We start from the raw sequence: 17395 nt of genomic DNA on the forward strand, positions 1-17395 counted from the left end.
TCGTGCCCTTTGAAAAGCGGGGAAGCTTTCGCTTCCCGCGCAAGAGGTCAGAGGTGGATTACGGGTTGATCCGCACACCGAAAGTCACGACAGCCGACTGACCGGGGGTCAGGGTGCCGATCGTCGCGGTGACGGTGCCGGCGGCGCCCGCTGCGGGGCCGGTCGCGGTGCCTACCGTGCTGGCCGCCGCGCTGCTCAGCGTCGTGTAGCTCGGCGTCGCATCAGAGACGACGACCGTGGTGGCATTCGCCGATCCCACATTGGTCACCGTGATCTGGTACAGCACGCACTGGTTGGGACGCGCGCTCAGGGAAGCCGCCGCGTAAACCGTGCCGCCGGTGGCGCCGGTGCAGGTCGTGTCCAGGGATTGCGCCTTGGTCAGCGTCAGGTTGCCGGCGATCACGGTGGTGCTGTCAACAGCGGTGGCCACGGCGGGAATCGTCGTCACGTAGCTGCCGTTGCTGGTCGTCACCGTGATGGTCGTGGCGTCCACAGCGCCGGGCGTTGCGCCGCTCGGTGCGATCACCTTGTTGAACACGGTGATCGATGCGCCGGGAGCCAGGCCCGCGGGCAGGACGGTCGCAGCGCTCAGCGCGCCGCTGATTTGCGGGTCGGTCGCGTCGAGCACGCCGTTGGCGTTGGCATCGTAGTACAGCGCCGAAGTCCAGCCGGCCTGGTTGTTCGAGCCGGCCAGCGTCACGGTGCTGACCGTGCCGTTGCCTTCAGTCACGTTGCCGGTGTTGGTCAAGGTGTGGCTGTAGACGTAAGAGCCGCCTGGATAGGTCTGGCCGGCGCCGTTGGGTGTCATGGTGATGGAGCGCACAGCGCTGACGATCACTGCGTCATGCAGCGTATCCGTTGCGTTCGACGTGGGCGACAGCGTACGGAAGTACAGCTGCGTGGTGCCGGCGGCGAAGCCGGCAGGCACGCCAACCACCGCGCAGACGACGACGTTGCCGCCGGCGGCCACGGAACCGGTGTTGGTGATGGTCGCGCCGGTGGTCGAGCAGTTGCCCGCGCCGCCGTCGGCGCGGAAGCTCACCGTCCAGCCGGCCGGCAGCGTCACGCTGGCGAAGGTGTTCACCGTGCTGGCGCCCAGGTTGTAGCTGTCAGGCGACGGGCCGGTGTTGTTGGCCACGACCGTGAAAGTCGTCGACGCGCCGGGGTTCAGCGTGTTGGTGACCTGCGCGGCGCCTTCACCGTTGGCGAACACGCCCACGCCGGGAACGCCCACAGCGGTCGGCAGGTTGTTGGTCGCGTCAACCGCGGAGTTGGCCACGGCGGTCAGCTGGTCGTTGGTGGTGGCCGTCTTGGTCGAGTCGAACACCGAGGTGGCGGTCTTCACGATGATGAACGGCGCGCCGGTGTTGGTCGCGTTAGGCGGCAGCGTGGCCTTCAGGATCACGTTGTAGGTGGCGGCGGCAGCCAGGGGGCCGGTGTCGACCGTGCCGTCGCTGTTGGTGTCGACCAGCGGCGTGACGCCGTCGCTCTTGAACAGCTGGAAGGTCGTGCCTGCCGGGAAGTTGCCCGGGCTCAGCGTGATGTTGAAGGTGTCCGAGCCGTTACCGGTGTTGGTCACGGTGTTGGTGAAGCTCACCGTCGAGCCGGGTGCGGCCGGGCCGGGCACCGTGGTGCCGGTCAGCGTCACGTTGGCCGTCTGCAGGACCGTGAAGGGCACCGTGTTGGAGCCGCCGGTCACCGTGGTGGCGCCGTTGTTGTACGACGTCGTCGCGGTGTTGTTCAGCGTACCGGGCGCGGTGCCCGCGGCAACCGTCGCGCCGAAGGTGATGGTGCCCGACTGGCCGGCCAGCACCTGGTTCAGCGTCACCAGCAGGGTCTTGGTGCCCAGGGTGTAGCCGGAGGTCAGCGTGTTGGGCGCCGTGCCGCTGGAGCCGCCGCTGTCGCTGAGCGCGGTGGCGCCGGTGGCGCTCCAGCGCGCGGTGCCTAGGGTGTAGGTCAGGCCTGCCGGCAGGACGTCGGTGATGGCGACGGCGGTGGCCGTGCTGTTACCGGTGTTCGTGTAGGTCAGGGTGTAGGTGATGGCCGTGCCGGCCGAGCCGCTGGACACGCTGGCCGACTTGGTCAGCGTCACGACCGCGTTGGTCGTGACCGTGGTCGTATCGGTGTTGGACTGGGTCTTCGTGTTGTCGAACACGCTGGTGCCGGTCACCGAGATTTGGTTGGTCTGCGTCGCCGTCGCCGTGGTGGGCAGGGTGGCAACCACGATGTACTTGAAGATGCCGCCCGCGGCCAATGCGCCGGTCGTGGTGATGGCGGCGCCCGTGGGCGAACCGCTGCCGTTGTCGGCGAATATCTGCACGCTCGCCATCGTGAAGGTACCACCGGAGTTGGCGGCGGTCAGGTTGAAGGTGTCCGTGCCGTTACCCGTGTTGGTCAGGGTATGCGGGTAGTACACCACGCTGCCTGGCGTCGCGTTCTGCGCGCCGTTGGCGGTCAGCGTCAGGCTGGCGATCTGCTGCACCGTGGTCTGCACCACGTTGGAGGTCACCGTGCGCGTCACGCCCGATGCGTCCGAGTACGTGGCCGAGGCCTGGTTGCTGATCGACGTGCCGGCGGGCGGCGGGGCGGCGTGCGCCGCCATACCGGCCATCGCCAGGGCGAAAGCAACGAACAAACCCACGATCCAGTGGGTGAAGAAGTGCGGAAGCGCTAATGGCCTCGGACTCGGGGGGTTGGCATACATGACGGTTTTCTCCTGGCTACAAGACAACGGTGAATCGACAAACAACTAACAAAAAGGGGCGGGGCGGCGGTGAAACCGGCCGCGTTACGGTTTGGCAGCCGATGCGACCACCGGTGCATCGATGCTCACGCGCAGGCTGACCGCCGTGGTGGCGCCTGCTGCCAGCGTGCCGATTTCCCAGCGCAGGGCGCGGTAGTCGGACAGGGGAACGTTTTCTTTGCGCGTGCTGCCGTCGGCCTGCTTGACCATGCGGGTCAAAGGCATGGGCGCGAAGGTGGAGCCGTCCGTGGAAGCCTGGGCCTGGGCCGGCTCGGCGCTGGCGGCAATGAAGGTGGTGCCCGGGGGCACCGGCACGGTGGCCAGCAGCTTGGCTGCCGCGGCGGCGCCGGTGTTGCGGTAGGTGGCGCTGTACTGCAGCACATCGCCCGGCTTGCCGTCACCGGCAGCCTTGAGCACGGGCTTGCCGGCGACCATCTCGACGCGCTGCGCCAGGAGCTGGGAGCTCACCGGAGAGGCCTGCGCCAGAACCGCCTGGCCCATGGCCAGGCCGGCGGCAAACAAACAAACTTTCAGAATGGGGTTCATGGTCAATCCTTTTTGGGTACAAATCAGCGGCAAAGGGCGCGGGTGATCGGCAATGCGCAACGCGCAACCTGTATGCGCCTACAGGTTTTAGGTGGTAACTTTATGTTACTAGCGGGGAAATCGTGGCTCGATTAGTTCACGAATCATCCGGAAATAACGCAAAAACCACGGATTTTGTGTAAAAAACTCACGATTACACCCAGCCAAGGCGGCTGGCTGGAGTGAGTAGGCCTAATTCACTACTGGTTTTTTACAAAACGTCACAAGTATAGGTTACAAATTTTTGGTGAAAATTTCACAGAAAAATCCGGGCTTGCAGATTGAGGCGTGCTCGGGCTTTCCGGGGTGCGGAAGGGCTTGTTGGGGGGGTGTTGATGCACTCACCAAAGTCGCCTTCGGGCCGCCTGCTTCTCTCCCTGAGTCCAGCCAGCCTGGGTGGGCCGGCATGCGACTGGTTTGTTGCTTCGCCGTAGGGACCAGCCACATCGCTGAGGGGTGTGCGGGGACAGGGTTGACACTTTCCGGCGAACTTGCCGGGGAGGCATCTTCGCGGAAGCCACGCGCCTGATCGAGCCCACGCTGTCCGCCGGCGCCCATCACGAGCTCGACAGCGGCCAGATGGTGTGGCGCGCGCCACAGGGCTTGCAACTCAAGGATTCCCTGGTGGAGCCTGATGCGAGTTGGGGCCTGAAGTTGATGCCGAAGGTAATCGGGCCGTTCGCACCCGAGAAGATGCTTTAAACCGGCATTGCCTTGGCTGTTGGCTGTTGGCTGTTCGGTATTCCTGACCCCACCCCTTGTGGATGCGCCGAGGAGCGCAGGGCCAGGCGGATCAGGGCAAAAACTTGTTTGAGCCGCAGGCGAGTTGTTTTTGACCCCGGCTGGACTGAGCACCGCAGGTTGCCCCGGAGCGAAGCGCAGGGGACGCAGCAACCAGGGTCGCCTTTCTTTTGGGTACTTTTCTTTGGCGAAGCAAAGAAAAGTGCCTCGCCCGCCGGGGCGAGACCCGGCCAGCAGGTCTAAGAAGAGGAAGGGAGCGCGCCCGCCGGCGCAAGACCCGGCCTACAACCCCTCCGGCAACAAAGCCGCCAACGCCTCCCGCATGGACCGCACAATCAGCTTCTGCCGGGCAAGCGGCATCCGCTCCATGGTCGAAGCCACGCTGATCCCCGCAGCCGGTGCACCGTCACGCCCAGGCACGGCCATGCCGACGGCCAGCACGCCTTCGGTGGCGTGGTTGCCGATGACCGACCAGCCGCGCTCGCGTGTGGCGCGCACCAGGATGTCCATGCGTTCGGGGGTCATGCCGCCGTAGCGGCCCAGGGCCGGTGTGTTGGCGGCGACGACGCGGGCCGCGTCTTCTTCGGGCAGCGCGGCCAGCAGGGCCAGGCCGGCGGCGCCCACGCCCAGGGGCTGGCGGGTGCCGACCTGTATCACCAGGATCTGCACCGGGTGGGTGCCGACCTGGCGCGCGATGCAGTGCGACAAGGGGCCCTCGCGCACAATCGCAAACGCCGCGTCGCCGCAGGCCTTGCTCACGCGCGCCAGCACCGGCTGCAGGCGTGCCGCGAAGTCCGGCGGCGGCGCGGGCTGGGCCAGCAGGGCCAGGCGCGGCCCGGCGGCATAACGAAAGCGCCCGCGCGGCGCGACGTAGCCGCCTTCGAGCAGCGTGGCCAGCAGGCGATAAACCGTGGCGCGCTCCAGGCCCACGGCGCGGCACAGGTCGACCACGCGCAGGCCTTCGCGGCCGCTTTGCAGCACAGCGTCCAGCACCTGCAGGCCGCGCCGCAGCGTGCGGCTGCCGCCGTCGTCGGGCAGATCAGGCGGATTGGCGGGGGCGGCGGCGGGTGATTTAGAGGGTCTGGTGGATTTACCGGAAAGGGAGGCCATGGCATGGGACTATAGAAGCAAACGTCCGCCTGCCGGACGTTCGGGTTTGTGGCCTGAAGGCGGCTGGTCAAGAATTTCCCTGTCGCCGCAACACCCGCAACAGCGCCCAGGGGGGCCCGGCACACGTTTCGCATACCAACAACAGGAGACAGACACCATGCGTTTTCACGCCACACCGCGCCGCCGGCGCGCCTTCAGCGCAGCCCTCGCCCTCTTCACCGCCCTCGCCTGCACGGCCGCGCTGCCTCTGCGCGCCCAGCCCGCCTGGCCGGCCAAGCCCATACGCCTGGTCGTCGGCTACGCGGCCGGCGGCGCCACCGACGTGGTCGCGCGCATCGTCGCGGCCGAGCTCGGCAAGCAGCTGGGCCAACCGGTGCTGGTCGACAACCGCGCCGGCGCCAACAGCAACCTGGGCGCGGAGATCGTCGCGCGCGCGCCGGCCGACGGCTACACGCTCTACGTCTACACCATCGCCAACACCATCAACGCCTCGCTCTACGCCAAGCTGGCCTACGACCCGCTGAAGGATTTCGAGGCCATGGGCCTGATCGCCAAGGTGCCCAACATCCTGGTCGTCAACCCGCAGCTGCCCATCAAGACCGTGGCCGACTACGTGCACTTCGCCAAGACCTCGCCCACCGGCGTCACCTTCGCCACCTCGGGCAGCGGCTCGTCCATCCACCTCTCGGCCGAGATGTTCAAGATGGTCGCCAAAATCCCCATGATGCACGTGCCCTACCGCGGCAGCGCGCCGGCCCTGACGGACCTGCTGGGCGGCCAGGTGCACTCCATGTTCGACAACGCGCCCTCGGCCCTGCCGCATGTGCGCGGCGGCAAGCTGCGCGCCATCGCCATCACCAGCGCCCAGCGCTCGCCCCTGCTGCCCGACGTGCCCACCGTGGCCGAGTCCGGCTTTCCCGGCTTTGACGTGCAGTCGTGGTTCGGCCTGGCCGGGCCGGCCGGCACGCCCAAGCCCGTGGTGGACAAAGTCAATGCCGGGCTGCGCAAGGTGCTCGCGATCCCCGAGGTGCGCGAGCGCCTGCTGAACCTCGCCGCCACGCCCGAGCCCGGCTCGCCCGGGCAGATGCGCGCCTTCACCATGGCCGAGGCCCAACGCTGGCGCGAGGTCGTCAAGCAGTCCGGCGCCCGGCCCGAATAAGCCCGAAGACAAGGACACCCACCCGCATGTTCCCGATTGATTTTTTCTGGCGCGCCGCCGAACGCTGGCCGGCACGCATCGCCATCGATGCCCCCGAAGGCACACTGCGCTACGACGCGCTGGCCGCCCGGGTGTCGGCCTTCGCCGCCGCGCTGGTGGCGATGGACCCGGCGCCGCAAAGCCGCGTGGGCATCTGCGCCGGCAACAGCACCGAACACATCACCGCGCTGCTGGCCGTGCTGGCCTGCGGCAAGGTGTGGGTGCCGCTCAACCCCAAAAGCACGCGCGGCGAGATACGCCGCATCATCGACGCGACCGCGCCCTCCATCCTGGTGCTGGACGCGGCCTGCATCCCCCTGCTCGAAGGCGCGCCCGGCGCGCGCATTTATTGCCAGGCGGCCGGCGACGACCCGGTGCCCACGCTGGCCGCGCTCAGCGCGCGGCACGCGGGCGCGCCCCGCCCCGGCTTCAGCCTGCCGCCCGAAGCCACCCAGGCCATCAAGTTCACGGGCGGCACCACCGGCGCGCCCAAGGGCGTGATGCAGACCTACCGCGCCTGGATGGCCAACATCAGCAACCAGATCCACGCCTGGGGTTTCGACGAACATGAACGTTACGTCGTCGCCGCGCCCGTCACCCACGGCACCTCGACCTACCTGCTGCCCATCCTGGCGCAGGGCGGCTGCCACATCGTGCTGGCCGGCGCCGGCGCTGAAGCCGTGCGCGCGGCCTTTAAAAACAAGGGCGGCACCGTGAGCTTCATGCCGCCTACCCTGGTCTACATGCTGATGGCCTTGCCGGGCGCGTCGCGCGCCGACTTCCCGAAGCTGCGCCGCCTGATCTACGGCGGCGCCCCCATGCCCCCCGAAAAAATCCGCGAGGTGCGCGCCTTCTTCGGCCCGGTGCTGGGCACCACCTACGGCCAGACCGAAGCGCCGCAGATTTTGACCGTGATGCGGCCCGAGGATTTTGAGGACGAACGCAACTGGGCCGCCGTGGGCCGCGCCACCTGGTTCAGCGACGTCGCCGTCATGGGCCCGGACGGCACGCTGCTGCCCGCCGGCGAGGTCGGCGAAGTCGTGGCGCGCGGCGACCTGCTGATGTCCGGCTACTGGCGCCTGCCCGCGCTGACGGCCGAGACCATCGTCGACGGCTGGCTGCACACCGGCGACCGCGGCCTCATCGACGAGCGCGGCTACCTCTACCTCAAGGACAGGCTGAAAGACATGGTCATCACCGGCGGCTTCAACGTCTACCCCGTCGACGTGGAGAACACCCTAGGCCAGCACCCCGCGGTGCACGAATGCGCCGTCTTCGGCATCCCCGACGACAAATGGGGCGAAGCCGTGCAGGCCGCCGTGCAGCTGCGCAGCGGCGAGGCCGCCACCGAGGCCGAACTGATCGGCTTTGTGCGCGAACGCCTGGGCCCGGTGCAGACACCCAAACACATCCACTTCCACGACAGCCTGCCGCGCTCCCCCGTCGGCAAGGTCCTCAAAACCGCCGTGCGCGAACAAGCCCTGGCCGCCGGCACCACGGCCGCCACCTCCTGAAAGTTTTCTTATGGCATCCACCACCGCCACGCCCGTCACCGGCCTGTGCACCCACACGCTCACCAGCCTGCACTACCGCGGCGCCGACCTGGTGCAAGACCTGATGGGCAAAAAAACCTTCACCGAAGTCATGCTGATGCAGATCCTGAACCGCAAACCGCGCGGCGTGGACCTGCGCATCACCGACGTGGTGCTGATCGTGCTGATGGAACACGGCCTCACCCCCAGCGCCATCGCCACCCGCCTGATCTACATGAGCGCCCCCGAAAACCTGCAAGGCGCCGTCGCCGCCGGCCTGCTGGCCGTGGGCAGCTCCTTCGTAGGCACCATGGAGAACTGCTCAGCCCTGCTGGACCGCATCAGCGCCGCAGCCGACCCCCAGGCCGAAGCCCTGGCCATCGCCCGCCATTACAAAACTCAAAAAAGCCCGGTCCCCGGCTTCGGCCACCACCTGCACAAACCCGTGGACCCGCGCGCCTACAAGCTGCTGGACCTGGCCCGCGCCGAACCCGAACTGGCCGGAGACAAGATTCGCGCACTGGAGCTTCTTTCCGCCGCCGTCGACGAAGCCGCCGGCCGGACCATCACGATCAATGCGACGGGCGCCGTCGCGGCGCTGCTGGGGGAGATTGGGGTGCCCACCGCTGTGATGCGGGGCTTTGCGGTGATCTCGCGTGCGGCGGGGCTGGTGTCGCATATCGTCGAGGAGCAGCAGAGTCCTTCGGGGCGGTTTATTTGGGAGACGGTGGAGGGGGCTATTCCGTTTGTGGGGGTGGCAGACAAGGCAAAGGCTCAGGACTAATCCAAGAATCGGTTCATTGTTGAGGAACCGGGAATAGCTGATTAATCATGTCGCGCACGGCCAAAAACTCCCAGCCCAAGTTGGGCTTCAGAATGACTTCGCCATGTGCAAGTGCATTTCGGATCATCCTGAAGGCGCCGATCAATGCCTTTGCGTAATCTTGCTCATGCAACGGACCCACGAATGGCTCTTGAATCACCCCCATAAATCGCAGCATCTCCAGATGCTTGCGTTCCTGCTCAGATCTATCGGCAGTGATCTCAAAATTTGCATCGAGCAGCCAACGCCTTTCTAGAGCGATATCAAGCAATTCCATCAGTGTTTTCCTGGGATTGATTCCTTCGAGTCTGGCTCGTTCCTTTATGGCGGCTTCTCCTGCCAGGTGAACTTGCAGAATGGCGACCTGCACCAATCGATAGCAGAAGAAAGAATAGAGCCAGGTGTTTCGGGCATTCTCGTAATGCTGCTCCACAGAAGCCGGAACGCCAGCGTGTAGCGCATACCCTGCTATCAGGCCGTGATGTTGCTCAAGAGTTCGGCCATCCAGAAACCCCCAGGATTCATCTCGTTCAAGTACCAGCGCTAGCGGCTTGAATGAGTCGACATGGGTGGCTGGGCTATTCATTCAATCACCGCGAAGCTATGGAGCCTTAAGCAGGCCAATACACCTTACGCAGGGGGATAAGGCGTTGCATGTCTATGTCCATTTTCTCGTAGTGCTCCAGTAGCGACTTCACAAGGTCATCAATGTCCATCAATGTCACCGGAATCGGCGCCCGCTCCGCTTCATAGCGGGCGTCCTTGGTGAAACCGCCGGTGCTCACATACAGCCCTTTGTCGTTGGCATGCCGCCCGCCTAAAAAGCTACGGATTTCTTGCGAGCCCATGGCGGCTCCGCGGTGTTTGACCTCGACCACTATGCGGGGATCTTCAAAACCAAGACCGTCTGGTGAGGCGACGATGTCCTTTCCCCGATCAGCACCGTTTGGTGATATGCGTGTTTTGTAACCCATGGCGCGCAGCAAACCCGCCACCAGTTCCTGCATCTCCTCCCAATCCAGTTCATTCACTTTGTCTTTAATGAACTCGAAGCCTTTGCTTTGTATGTCTTTATACAAATCGTCAACCTGCTCGATTTCAACGTCATCCTGTAAAGCGGAAACATCCTTTGGCGTTTTCGCTTTCCCATCCAGTAGTTCGATCAACTCCTCAGCTACACCTACGGGCACTTGAAACAAGGCCAGCGTTGAGCCCAAGCTATTTCGCGCACTCACAGAAAGCGCGTCGCGTGATACTTGCCCCCGCCATTCCACGTCATGTCCATTGGGCTGCTCAGCCGAAATCTGCGGTGAGAACTTGTAATCACCAGTCACCCGTCCCACCAAGTAAACGCGTTCGCTTGGCCCGTAAGTGATAACCGTGTCCCCGACCTTGATCTCACGCACGAAGCGAAAGAGAGTGCTGGCTGCCGAAACGACTTGTCCTTTACGTGCCTTGGGAAAAGTCTTGGCAACGGCTTTGTTGAAATCTTCGCGCGAGCGGAATGAGCTCAAGTCACCAATCTCAAACCATCCAATGCTGACTCGAGACCCGTCTTTGAAATCATCGAATCGAAAACCTCCTTCTCCCGCCCGAACCATCCACATGGTCTTGTTGGTCATGTCATCTCCCCTATTTGTTGATATGGTCGCCCGTGACTTTTCAAGGGCCTGTCCGAACAGGCGCTGCTAAATACCCAAAGGAAGTTGCCGCGCATCGAAACCCATGGACTGCATCTCCCGGCGGAAATGAGTCATGGCCAAGGGGAAGGCTTGCGCAACGAGGACGTATTGGTAGGGCTCAGGCTCCATCAATGCCATGGCTTCGGCCTCCGTGACAGCGGCTGGGTAGTCGAACTTGGCCTCGTACTCCGCATTGAAGCTGGCTTTTTTGTCCTGCTTTCCATCGTTGGCGGCCTCGGCGATCAAGGTCATTTTCACAACCGCCTGGAGCGTGCCGCCCGCCGCGGTTGGGACGGCCAGACCGACTTCAATGTTTTGGGTCAGCTGGATGGTCCAGGCTTCCGCGCCGTTGGCAGGGCCCTTGTTCTCGCCATGGAAAGCCAGCGCCCTGAATGAGACGAGCTTTGGGCGTTTTTCTACGCGTTCCATTTTTTTGTCTCGCTTGGATATGGCCGGAGCGTCGTCTTTTCGGGTCCGCGTGGTGGGGTACCGCGGTAATCCGCCATCACGAGAATCTGTGCAGTCTGTGTGGCAAAAGCCACTGGCTTTTCTTGCGTGAATTCAGCCCGCATGCCCTTCTCTTCAACCAGCTCCCAGAACGCGGCTTCGCTGCGGCGAACCAGGCGCAACAGCGAATCCATGGACTCGGATTGCGACACGTCATCGTTCTCGTACTTGCTGAAGGCGACGGGCCCGCCGCCAAAAAGCCTGGCCGCCTGGTCTTGCGTCAGGCTGTAGTGCTTGCGCAGGGCAATTACCTCTGTTCCCGTGAGCAAGCCGTCGACTGATTTGCGAAATGCCATGATGGCGCGCTTGTTCAGCTTGGCCTGCGTTGCACCTGCAAAATCGGAATGGCAGGTATCGCACACCTGCATGTGCAAAGGCAGCATCGCCTTTTGCCCCTTGTATTCGCTCTCAACGTGCTGCACGTGAGACCTCACGTGACCTTCGCCGCAAATGGGGCAGAGTTCAGTGGTATTCATCTTTTTCTCCATAGTCAGGTGTGACAGGAAATCGTCAACACCATCGTGCCAAGCTTGTTAATCGCAAACTTCACGAAGTACTCAATCAACATGTTTTTATTGGCGGCTTCAATCCATTCCGACATCCTGGTGGCGTATGCATCACAGGCGGCGTAAGCGCCTCTGCCGTTCTCACACCACTCGGAATCAATGTAGTCATCCTTGCGCAGGCGCTGGATCAAGTCGATCACGTCCGCATGATCCCAGCCAAGTTCGGCGACATCTTTCACGCAGTCCCTGGTCCATAAGAGCAGTCCCTTGCCGTCCTTGACCATTGCCTTGACCCTGTCCAGGTCATACAGCGGCCCACCCGGAATCTTTTCGCCTCCGCCTTTGGCTGGCGAAGTCAAACTGTACTCTGAAATGATGACGAAAGTTACCACGATGGTAATTTTACTACGCTTGGCCGGGTTATCGCTGTATGTTTAATCAGGGTTTGACATCATTTGCCGGTGGGGAGCCAGATGAGGATGACCCCTACGCCCTCTTCTTAAACATAGCCGACCCCCCACTGGCCGCCCGAATCTCATCGGCCGTCGCCAGCAAAGCCTCAGACAGCTCCTCCATGCGCGCCTCGGTCAGCCGCACCAGCGGCCCCGCGATCGTGACCACGCCGATGGCGCCTGAGGGCGCGAGCACGGGCGCGGCCATGGCGGTCATGGAGGGGGAGAAGACTTCGCTGATCATGCTGAAGCCGCGTTTGCGGGCCCTCTGTATATAGGCGAGCAGCGCCTTGACGGTGGTGGGGGCATTCGGGCCGTAGTCTTTGGGTTGGCCGAAGCCTTGCTGGGCGACCAGGCGCAGGGCCTCTTCATCGCTCATGGTGGAGAGCCAGGCGTGGCCGGCTGCGCTGCAGGACAGGGGCACCGACAGGCCCATGTCGGGGTCATAACGCAGGCCGCGGCGGGCGCCCTGGGCTTTGGCGACGAAGGTGAGGTCGTCGCCGTCGACGACGGCCAGGCGGACCAGTTCGCCGCATTCTTCGGCCAGGCTGTCGATCAGCGGCTGCGCGACGTCGACGACGCCGGAGGCGCTCAAGAAGCTGAGGCCCAGTGACACGAGCTTGATGGTGAGCACATACTCGCCTTGCTCGCGCACCTGGCGCACATAGCCGCAGCGGCACAGCTCGGCGAGCAGGCGGTGGGTGGCGCTGAGGGGCATGTCCAGCGTGGCGGCGATGGCGGATACCGTCATGCCCTCGGGGTGGGCGGCGAGTTGCTCCAGGGTTTTAAAGCTTCTTTCCAGCAGGGTGCTCATGGTGGGGGACTCTTTGGCTTGACGGTGTCTGGGGGGCGGTGCGCCGGGCCGGCCGCTTCCTGGGGGACCGGCCGGGGCCCTCTCTATACAGGAGGGTTTGACCGATTGGGCCATGGCCTGGACCGGGCTGCAATTGAATAATGGTAATGGTTTTCCACAATGGAAAGACTTTCCACTTCACGAATATGATGCCCTCGGCCTGCAGCGTGTGCTGGGGCAAGGGACAACCGAGACATCGCAGAGACATCGCCGGCCAGGCTGACAGCAGCCCCCAGGCGCCAACACAAAAGGACATCACCATGCACGTTCGCCGCAGAACCCTCACCCTTGTTGCCGCCCTGATGGTCGCGGCAATGCCCGCCCTGGCCCAGGACATCCAGGAACGGACCATCAAGTTCGGCCACCTGAACAACCCCGACCACCCGACCAGCCTGGGCGTGCGCAAGTTCGCCGAGATCGTCGCCGCCAAGAGCGGCGGCAAGATCAAGGTGCAGGAATTCGCAGCCTCGCAGCTGGGCAACGAGCTGCAGCAGCAGTCCGCGCTGCAGGGCGGCGTGCAGGAAATGCTGGTGGCCTCGACGACCTCGCTGAACGGCATCGTCAAGGAATTCGGCCTGCTGGACTTTCCCTTCCTCTTCGCCAATGCGAAACAGGCCGACGCGCTGGTCGACGGCCCGCTGGGCAAGATGCTGACCGCCAGACTGCCTGAAAAGGGCGTGATCGTGCTGGGCTTCTTCGACCTGGGCTTTCGCAACGTGACCAACAGCAAGCGCCCCATCATGAAAGGCGCCGACCTGGAAGGCCTGAAGCTGCGCGTGATCCCGAACCCGGTGTTCCTGGAAACCTTCAAGACCTTCAAGGCGAACCCGGTGCCCATGCCCTTTGCGGAGCTGTACGGCGCGCTGGAGAGCAAGGCGGTGGATGGCGAGGAAAACCCCTTCGCGGTGATCGCCTCGAGCAAGTTCTACGAAGTGCAGAAGTACGTGAGCGGCACCAACCACGTCTACGCGACCAACCCGATCCAGATCAGCAAGCGCTTCTGGGACAAGCTCTCGCCGGTGGAGCACAAGATCCTGGCTGACGCCGCCATCGAAGCCCAGAACTGGCAGCGCGTGGTCAGCCGTGAAGTTTCGGCGAAGGCCCTGGGCGAGCTGACGGCCAAGGGCATGCTCTACAACGACGTGCCGCCGGCCGAGCTGGCCAAGATGCGCGCCGAAGTGCGTCCCGTCTACGACAAGTTCTCCGCCGCCTATGACCCGGCCATCGTGACCCTGTTCAAGTCCGAGCTGGAACGCGTGTCGAAGTTCTAGGTTCCAGGTTCTGATCCCATGAAAATATTAGTCCTCCACGGGCCGAACCTGAACCTGTTCGGCCGGCGCGAACCGCATATCTACGGCACCACGACGCTGGCACAGATCGACGCCATGCTGGCCACACTGGCCGGGGAACTGGGCGTGACGCTTGAGACGATCCAGTCGAACCACGAGGGGGCGCTGATTGATTTCCTGCACGAGCACATCGACGCGGCGCAGGGCGCGCTGGTCAACCCCGCCGGGCTCACGCAGCACGGCGTGCCGCTGCATGACGCGATCAAGGCCATGCCCTTCCCGGTGATCGAGGTGCACATGTCCAACCTCGCGACACGCGAGCCCTGGCGCCACCACTCGATCATCTCGCCGGCGGTGAAGGGAACGATCCAGGGGTTCGGTCCGCGCTCCTACCTGCAGGGCCTCCGGGTCGTGACCGACATCGCGCGCGAAGCGCAGGCCCTTGCCGCGCAGAACTGAGATGGACAAATTCGTCGACAAGGCCTGCAAGGGCATCGAGTTCCTGATCGCGCTCGGCCTGGCCGTCATGGTCGTGCTGGTGTTCGGCAACGTCGTGCTGCGCTACGGCTTCAACTCGGGCATCACGGTGTCCGAAGAGGTGTCGCGCTGGCTCTTCATCTGGGGCACCTTCCTGGGCGCCCTGGTGGCGCTGCGTGAACACGGCCACCTGGGCATCGACATGGTGGTCGGGCGGCTGCCGGTCATGGGCAAGAAGATCTGCCTCGTCGTGGGCCACGTGTTGATGATCTTCATCGTGGTGCTGCTGGCCATGGGCAGCTGGGAACAGGTCAAGATCAACTGGGACGTGACGGCGCCCACGACCGGCTGGTCCATGTCCATCGTCTACCTCTCGGGCCTGGTGTTCGGCGTGCTGGCGTGCGGCCTGCTGCTGCTGGATTTGTGGAAGGTGGTCACCGGCCGGCTGTCGGATGATGAACTGGTGATGGTGCAGGAGTCGGAAGAGGCGGTGCAGCTCAAGCAGGTGCTGGACGATGCGCGCCAGCCGGACAACACCGCGGGAGCACGGCCATGACGATTGCGATTTTTATCGGCTCGCTGCTGGCCGCGATGGCCCTGGGCATTCCGATCGCGTTTGCACTGCTGGCCAGCGGTGTCGCGCTGATGTGGCATTTGCAGCTGTTCGATGCGCAGATCCTGGCGCAGAACCTGGTCGGGGGCGCCGACAGCTTCCCGCTGCTGGCCGTGCCCTTCTTCATGCTGGCCGGCGAGATCATGAACGTCGGCGGCCTGTCGCGCCGCATCGTCAACCTGGCGCTGGCGCTGGTCGGCCACGTCAAGGGCGGGCTGGGCTATGTGACCATCATGGCGGGCTGCCTGCTGTCGGCATTGTCGGGCTCGGCCGTGGCCGACGCGGCCGCGCTCACCGCCTTGCTGCTGCCGATGATGGTCAAGGCCGGGCACGAAAAGGCGCGCGCCGGCGGCCTGATAGCCGCCGTCGGGGTGATAGGCCCGGTGATCCCGCCCAGCATCGGGCTGGTGATCTTCGGCGTGGCGGCCAACGTGTCGATCTCCAAGCTCTTCTTCGCGGCCGTGGTGCCGGGCCTGCTGATCGGCGGCGCGCTGTGGGTCACCTGGGCCTGGCTGGTGCGGCGCGAGGCCATCGTGCCGCCGCCGCGCAAGAGCGGCGCCGAGATCATGAAGGCCTTTCGCGACGCCACCTGGGCGCTGATCCTTCCGGTCATCATCCTGGTCGGCCTGCGCATGGGCGTGTTCACGCCCACCGAGGCGGCCGTGGTGGCCGCCGTCTACGCCCTGTTCGTCTCCACCGTCATCTACCGCGAACTCAAGCTCTCGCAGCTCTACGGCGTGTTCGTCGCGTCGGCCAAGACCAGCGCCATCGTGATGTTCCTGATCGCCGCGGCGATGGTCAGCGCCTGGCTGATCACGGTGGCCAACCTGCCGGGCATGGTGGTGGACCTGCTCAAGCCTTTCATGGGCAGCCCGATTCTGCTGATGGCGGCGATCATGGTGCTGGTCATGGTGGTCGGCACGGCGATGGACATGACGCCCACCATCCTGATCCTCACGCCGGTGCTGATGCCGGTGGTCAAGGCCGCGGGCATAGACCCGGTCTACTTCGGCGTGCTGTTCATCATCAACAACTCGATCGGGCTGGTGACGCCGCCGGTGGGCACGGTGCTCAACGTGGTGGCGGGTGTCGGCAAGATCAGCATGGACGACGTCACCAAGGGTGTCGTCCCCTTCATGATCGCCGAGTTCGCGGTGATGTTTTTGATGGTGGTGTTCCCCAAGCTGGTCACGGTTCCGGCAAGCTGGTTCTACTGAAGTTCTACTGAGGTTCGACGAGATGGCACTTCTAGGCAATGCGGCGGTCGCCATGTGGTGGGACATCCTGCCCGCGCAACGCGAGGAGTTCCAGGAGTGGCACTCCCGCGAACACTTTCCGGAACGCATGGGCATCGACGGCTTTCTGCGCGGCTCACGCTGGACCAACCTTGACGGAGGAACGGGTTTTTTTGTGATGTATGAACTGGCATCGTATGAAACCCTCACCTCCGCCGGCTACCTGCAAAGCCTGAACAACCCGACGCCATGGTCGGCAAAGATGATGCCGCACCACCTGAACATGGTGCGCAGCCAGTGCCAGCTGCTCAGCAGTTTTGGGGCCGGACTGGGCAAGGCGGTGCTGACGATCCGCCTGTCCCCCGCCGACGGCCAGGCCGGGCCTTTGCGGGCCTGGCTGGAAGCGCTGCTGGCCCGCCAGGCGGAAAGCAGGGGCATCGTCGGGGCGCACCTGCTGCAAACCAGGACGCCTGAGGCCGCCATGACGCAAGAGCAAAAAATCCGCGGCGGGGATGCCGTCGCCGACTGGATTGTCCTGCTGTCGTCTTATGAGACGGAGGCTTTGCAGCACACGCTGGCGAACGAGCTGTCGCCGCAGCGGCTTGAGGCTGCGGGCGCGCTTGCGGCCATGACGCAGGACATCTACGCGCTCTCGTATTCTTTGGGGAAGCATGACTTGAAGGCTCTGGCTCACCGTTCGGGCTGAGCCTGTCGAAGCTGTCCTCGCTTCACCGGTCGGGTTGAGGTATCGAAGCCGGGTCTTGCTCCGGCGGCGCGCCCTCTGCATGGGCTTGCTGGCCGGGAATCGCCCGGCAGCGACTCACTTTTCTTTTGCTTCGCCAAAAGCAAAGTAAGCAAAAGAAAAGGCGACCCTGGTTGCTGCGTCCCTCCGCTTCGCTACGGGCAACCTGCGGTGCTCGAGCCAAGCGGGGTCTGGCTAAACTCGCTACGCTGCGCTTCGCTTGTATGGTTAGGGTGCTGGGGTGAGGAACCACACATTCGCAATCGGCCGTTCACAGCGGACCGACAGTCTGAGCAATTCCCACCCC

17 protein-coding genes are annotated in these 17395 nt (G+C 64.2%); 8 read left to right on the top strand and 9 right to left on the bottom strand.

The window, feature by feature from the left end; translation table 11 throughout:
* Window positions 1-58: 58 nt before the first annotated feature.
* From ACLV74_RS20095 to ACLV74_RS20105, 3 genes are all read right to left on the bottom strand, one after another.
* Entirely contained in the window at window positions 59-2635 is a 2577-nt protein-coding gene (locus ACLV74_RS20095) for a beta strand repeat-containing protein (protein ID WP_411881184.1), read from the bottom strand.
* Between the two features lie 153 nt (window positions 2636-2788).
* On the bottom strand, window positions 2789-3289 hold the full coding sequence (locus ACLV74_RS20100; protein ID WP_411881185.1) for a hypothetical protein: 501 nt from the start codon (window positions 3287-3289) through the stop codon (window positions 2789-2791).
* Between the two features lie 1062 nt (window positions 3290-4351).
* On the bottom strand, window positions 4352-5179 hold the full coding sequence (locus ACLV74_RS20105; RefSeq protein ID WP_411881186.1) for an IclR family transcriptional regulator: 828 nt from the start codon (window positions 5177-5179) through the stop codon (window positions 4352-4354).
* A gap of 157 nt (window positions 5180-5336) precedes the next feature.
* Here ACLV74_RS20105 and ACLV74_RS20110 point away from each other — a divergent pair, with 157 nt between their 5' ends.
* The 3 genes from ACLV74_RS20110 to ACLV74_RS20120 are packed head-to-tail and all read left to right on the top strand — an operon-like array spanning window position 5337 to window position 8693.
* Window positions 5337-6338: a tripartite tricarboxylate transporter substrate binding protein gene (locus ACLV74_RS20110; protein ID WP_411881187.1), complete on the top strand. Its 1002-nt coding sequence runs from the start codon at window positions 5337-5339 to the stop codon at window positions 6336-6338.
* A 26-nt stretch (window positions 6339-6364) separates the two neighbouring features.
* Window positions 6365-7891, top strand: coding sequence for a class I adenylate-forming enzyme family protein (locus tag ACLV74_RS20115; RefSeq protein WP_411881188.1), 1527 nt, complete (start codon window positions 6365-6367; stop codon window positions 7889-7891).
* Window positions 7892-7901: 10 nt separating this feature from the next.
* Window positions 7902-8693: a citryl-CoA lyase gene (locus ACLV74_RS20120; protein WP_411881189.1), complete on the top strand. Its 792-nt coding sequence runs from the start codon at window positions 7902-7904 to the stop codon at window positions 8691-8693.
* A 13-nt stretch (window positions 8694-8706) separates the two neighbouring features.
* Here ACLV74_RS20120 and ACLV74_RS20125 read toward each other — a convergent pair whose 3' ends face one another.
* From ACLV74_RS20125 to ACLV74_RS20150, 6 genes are all read right to left on the bottom strand, one after another.
* On the bottom strand, window positions 8707-9318 hold the full coding sequence (locus ACLV74_RS20125; protein WP_411881190.1) for a hypothetical protein: 612 nt from the start codon (window positions 9316-9318) through the stop codon (window positions 8707-8709).
* Window positions 9319-9343: 25 nt separating this feature from the next.
* A complete protein-coding gene (locus tag ACLV74_RS20130) occupies window positions 9344-10354 on the bottom strand; it encodes a restriction endonuclease (protein ID WP_411881191.1) in 1011 nt (336 codons plus the stop codon).
* A 66-nt stretch (window positions 10355-10420) separates the two neighbouring features.
* Window positions 10421-10843, bottom strand: a complete 423-nt coding sequence (locus ACLV74_RS20135) for a hypothetical protein (RefSeq protein WP_411881192.1) — start codon at window positions 10841-10843, stop codon at window positions 10421-10423.
* Window positions 10831-11397, bottom strand: a complete 567-nt coding sequence (locus ACLV74_RS20140) for a type II toxin-antitoxin system MqsA family antitoxin (protein ID WP_411881193.1) — start codon at window positions 11395-11397, stop codon at window positions 10831-10833. Before ACLV74_RS20140 ends, ACLV74_RS20135 begins: the two co-directional genes overlap by 13 nt.
* 14 nt (window positions 11398-11411) lie before the next feature.
* Window positions 11412-11786, bottom strand: a complete 375-nt coding sequence (locus tag ACLV74_RS20145) for a type II toxin-antitoxin system MqsR family toxin (protein ID WP_411881194.1) — start codon at window positions 11784-11786, stop codon at window positions 11412-11414.
* A gap of 127 nt (window positions 11787-11913) precedes the next feature.
* Window positions 11914-12693 (bottom strand): IclR family transcriptional regulator, encoded by a 780-nt coding sequence (locus tag ACLV74_RS20150; protein WP_411881195.1) that lies wholly within the window; start codon window positions 12691-12693, stop codon window positions 11914-11916.
* A gap of 299 nt (window positions 12694-12992) precedes the next feature.
* Here ACLV74_RS20150 and ACLV74_RS20155 point away from each other — a divergent pair, with 299 nt between their 5' ends.
* The 5 genes from ACLV74_RS20155 to ACLV74_RS20175 are packed head-to-tail and all read left to right on the top strand — an operon-like array spanning window position 12993 to window position 17052.
* Entirely contained in the window at window positions 12993-14003 is a 1011-nt protein-coding gene (locus tag ACLV74_RS20155) for a TRAP transporter substrate-binding protein (RefSeq protein ID WP_411881196.1), read from the top strand.
* Window positions 14004-14021: 18 nt separating this feature from the next.
* The gene (locus ACLV74_RS20160; RefSeq protein WP_411881197.1) at window positions 14022-14480 is read left to right on the top strand and encodes a type II 3-dehydroquinate dehydratase; all 459 of its coding nucleotides are present in this window, start codon (window positions 14022-14024) and stop codon (window positions 14478-14480) included.
* A gap of 1 nt (window position 14481) precedes the next feature.
* Entirely contained in the window at window positions 14482-15054 is a 573-nt protein-coding gene (locus ACLV74_RS20165) for a TRAP transporter small permease (protein WP_411881198.1), read from the top strand.
* Window positions 15051-16328 (top strand): TRAP transporter large permease subunit, encoded by a 1278-nt coding sequence (locus ACLV74_RS20170; protein WP_411881199.1) that lies wholly within the window; start codon window positions 15051-15053, stop codon window positions 16326-16328. Before ACLV74_RS20165 ends, ACLV74_RS20170 begins: the two co-directional genes overlap by 4 nt.
* Window positions 16329-16350: 22 nt before the next feature.
* Window positions 16351-17052 carry a hypothetical protein gene (locus ACLV74_RS20175; protein WP_411881200.1) on the top strand — a complete coding sequence of 234 codons (702 nt, stop codon included), beginning with the start codon at window positions 16351-16353 and terminating at the stop codon, window positions 17050-17052.
* The last annotated feature ends 343 nt before the right edge of the window (window positions 17053-17395 follow it).

It is taken from the genome of Polaromonas sp. YR568 (assembly GCF_943369415.1).
In the GTDB taxonomy this organism is placed as follows: domain Bacteria; phylum Pseudomonadota; class Gammaproteobacteria; order Burkholderiales; family Burkholderiaceae_C; genus Polaromonas.

Coding starts and splice junctions, on each gene's coding strand:
- ACLV74_RS20100 (WP_411881185.1), bottom strand. CDS start 3,289: ATGAACCCCATTCTGAAAGTTTGTTTGTTTGCCGCCGGCCTGGCCATG.
- ACLV74_RS20105 (WP_411881186.1), bottom strand. CDS start 5,179: ATGGCCTCCCTTTCCGGTAAATCCACCAGACCCTCTAAATCACCCGCC.
- ACLV74_RS20110 (WP_411881187.1), top strand. CDS start 5,337: ATGCGTTTTCACGCCACACCGCGCCGCCGGCGCGCCTTCAGCGCAGCC.
- ACLV74_RS20115 (WP_411881188.1), top strand. CDS start 6,365: ATGTTCCCGATTGATTTTTTCTGGCGCGCCGCCGAACGCTGGCCGGCA.
- ACLV74_RS20120 (WP_411881189.1), top strand. CDS start 7,902: ATGGCATCCACCACCGCCACGCCCGTCACCGGCCTGTGCACCCACACG.
- ACLV74_RS20125 (WP_411881190.1), bottom strand. CDS start 9,318: ATGAATAGCCCAGCCACCCATGTCGACTCATTCAAGCCGCTAGCGCTG.
- ACLV74_RS20130 (WP_411881191.1), bottom strand. CDS start 10,354: ATGACCAACAAGACCATGTGGATGGTTCGGGCGGGAGAAGGAGGTTTT.
- ACLV74_RS20135 (WP_411881192.1), bottom strand. CDS start 10,843: ATGGAACGCGTAGAAAAACGCCCAAAGCTCGTCTCATTCAGGGCGCTG.
- ACLV74_RS20140 (WP_411881193.1), bottom strand. CDS start 11,397: ATGAATACCACTGAACTCTGCCCCATTTGCGGCGAAGGTCACGTGAGG.
- ACLV74_RS20150 (WP_411881195.1), bottom strand. CDS start 12,693: ATGAGCACCCTGCTGGAAAGAAGCTTTAAAACCCTGGAGCAACTCGCC.
- ACLV74_RS20155 (WP_411881196.1), top strand. CDS start 12,993: ATGCACGTTCGCCGCAGAACCCTCACCCTTGTTGCCGCCCTGATGGTC.
- ACLV74_RS20160 (WP_411881197.1), top strand. CDS start 14,022: ATGAAAATATTAGTCCTCCACGGGCCGAACCTGAACCTGTTCGGCCGG.
- ACLV74_RS20165 (WP_411881198.1), top strand. CDS start 14,482: ATGGACAAATTCGTCGACAAGGCCTGCAAGGGCATCGAGTTCCTGATC.
- ACLV74_RS20170 (WP_411881199.1), top strand. CDS start 15,051: ATGACGATTGCGATTTTTATCGGCTCGCTGCTGGCCGCGATGGCCCTG.
- ACLV74_RS20175 (WP_411881200.1), top strand. CDS start 16,351: ATGGCACTTCTAGGCAATGCGGCGGTCGCCATGTGGTGGGACATCCTG.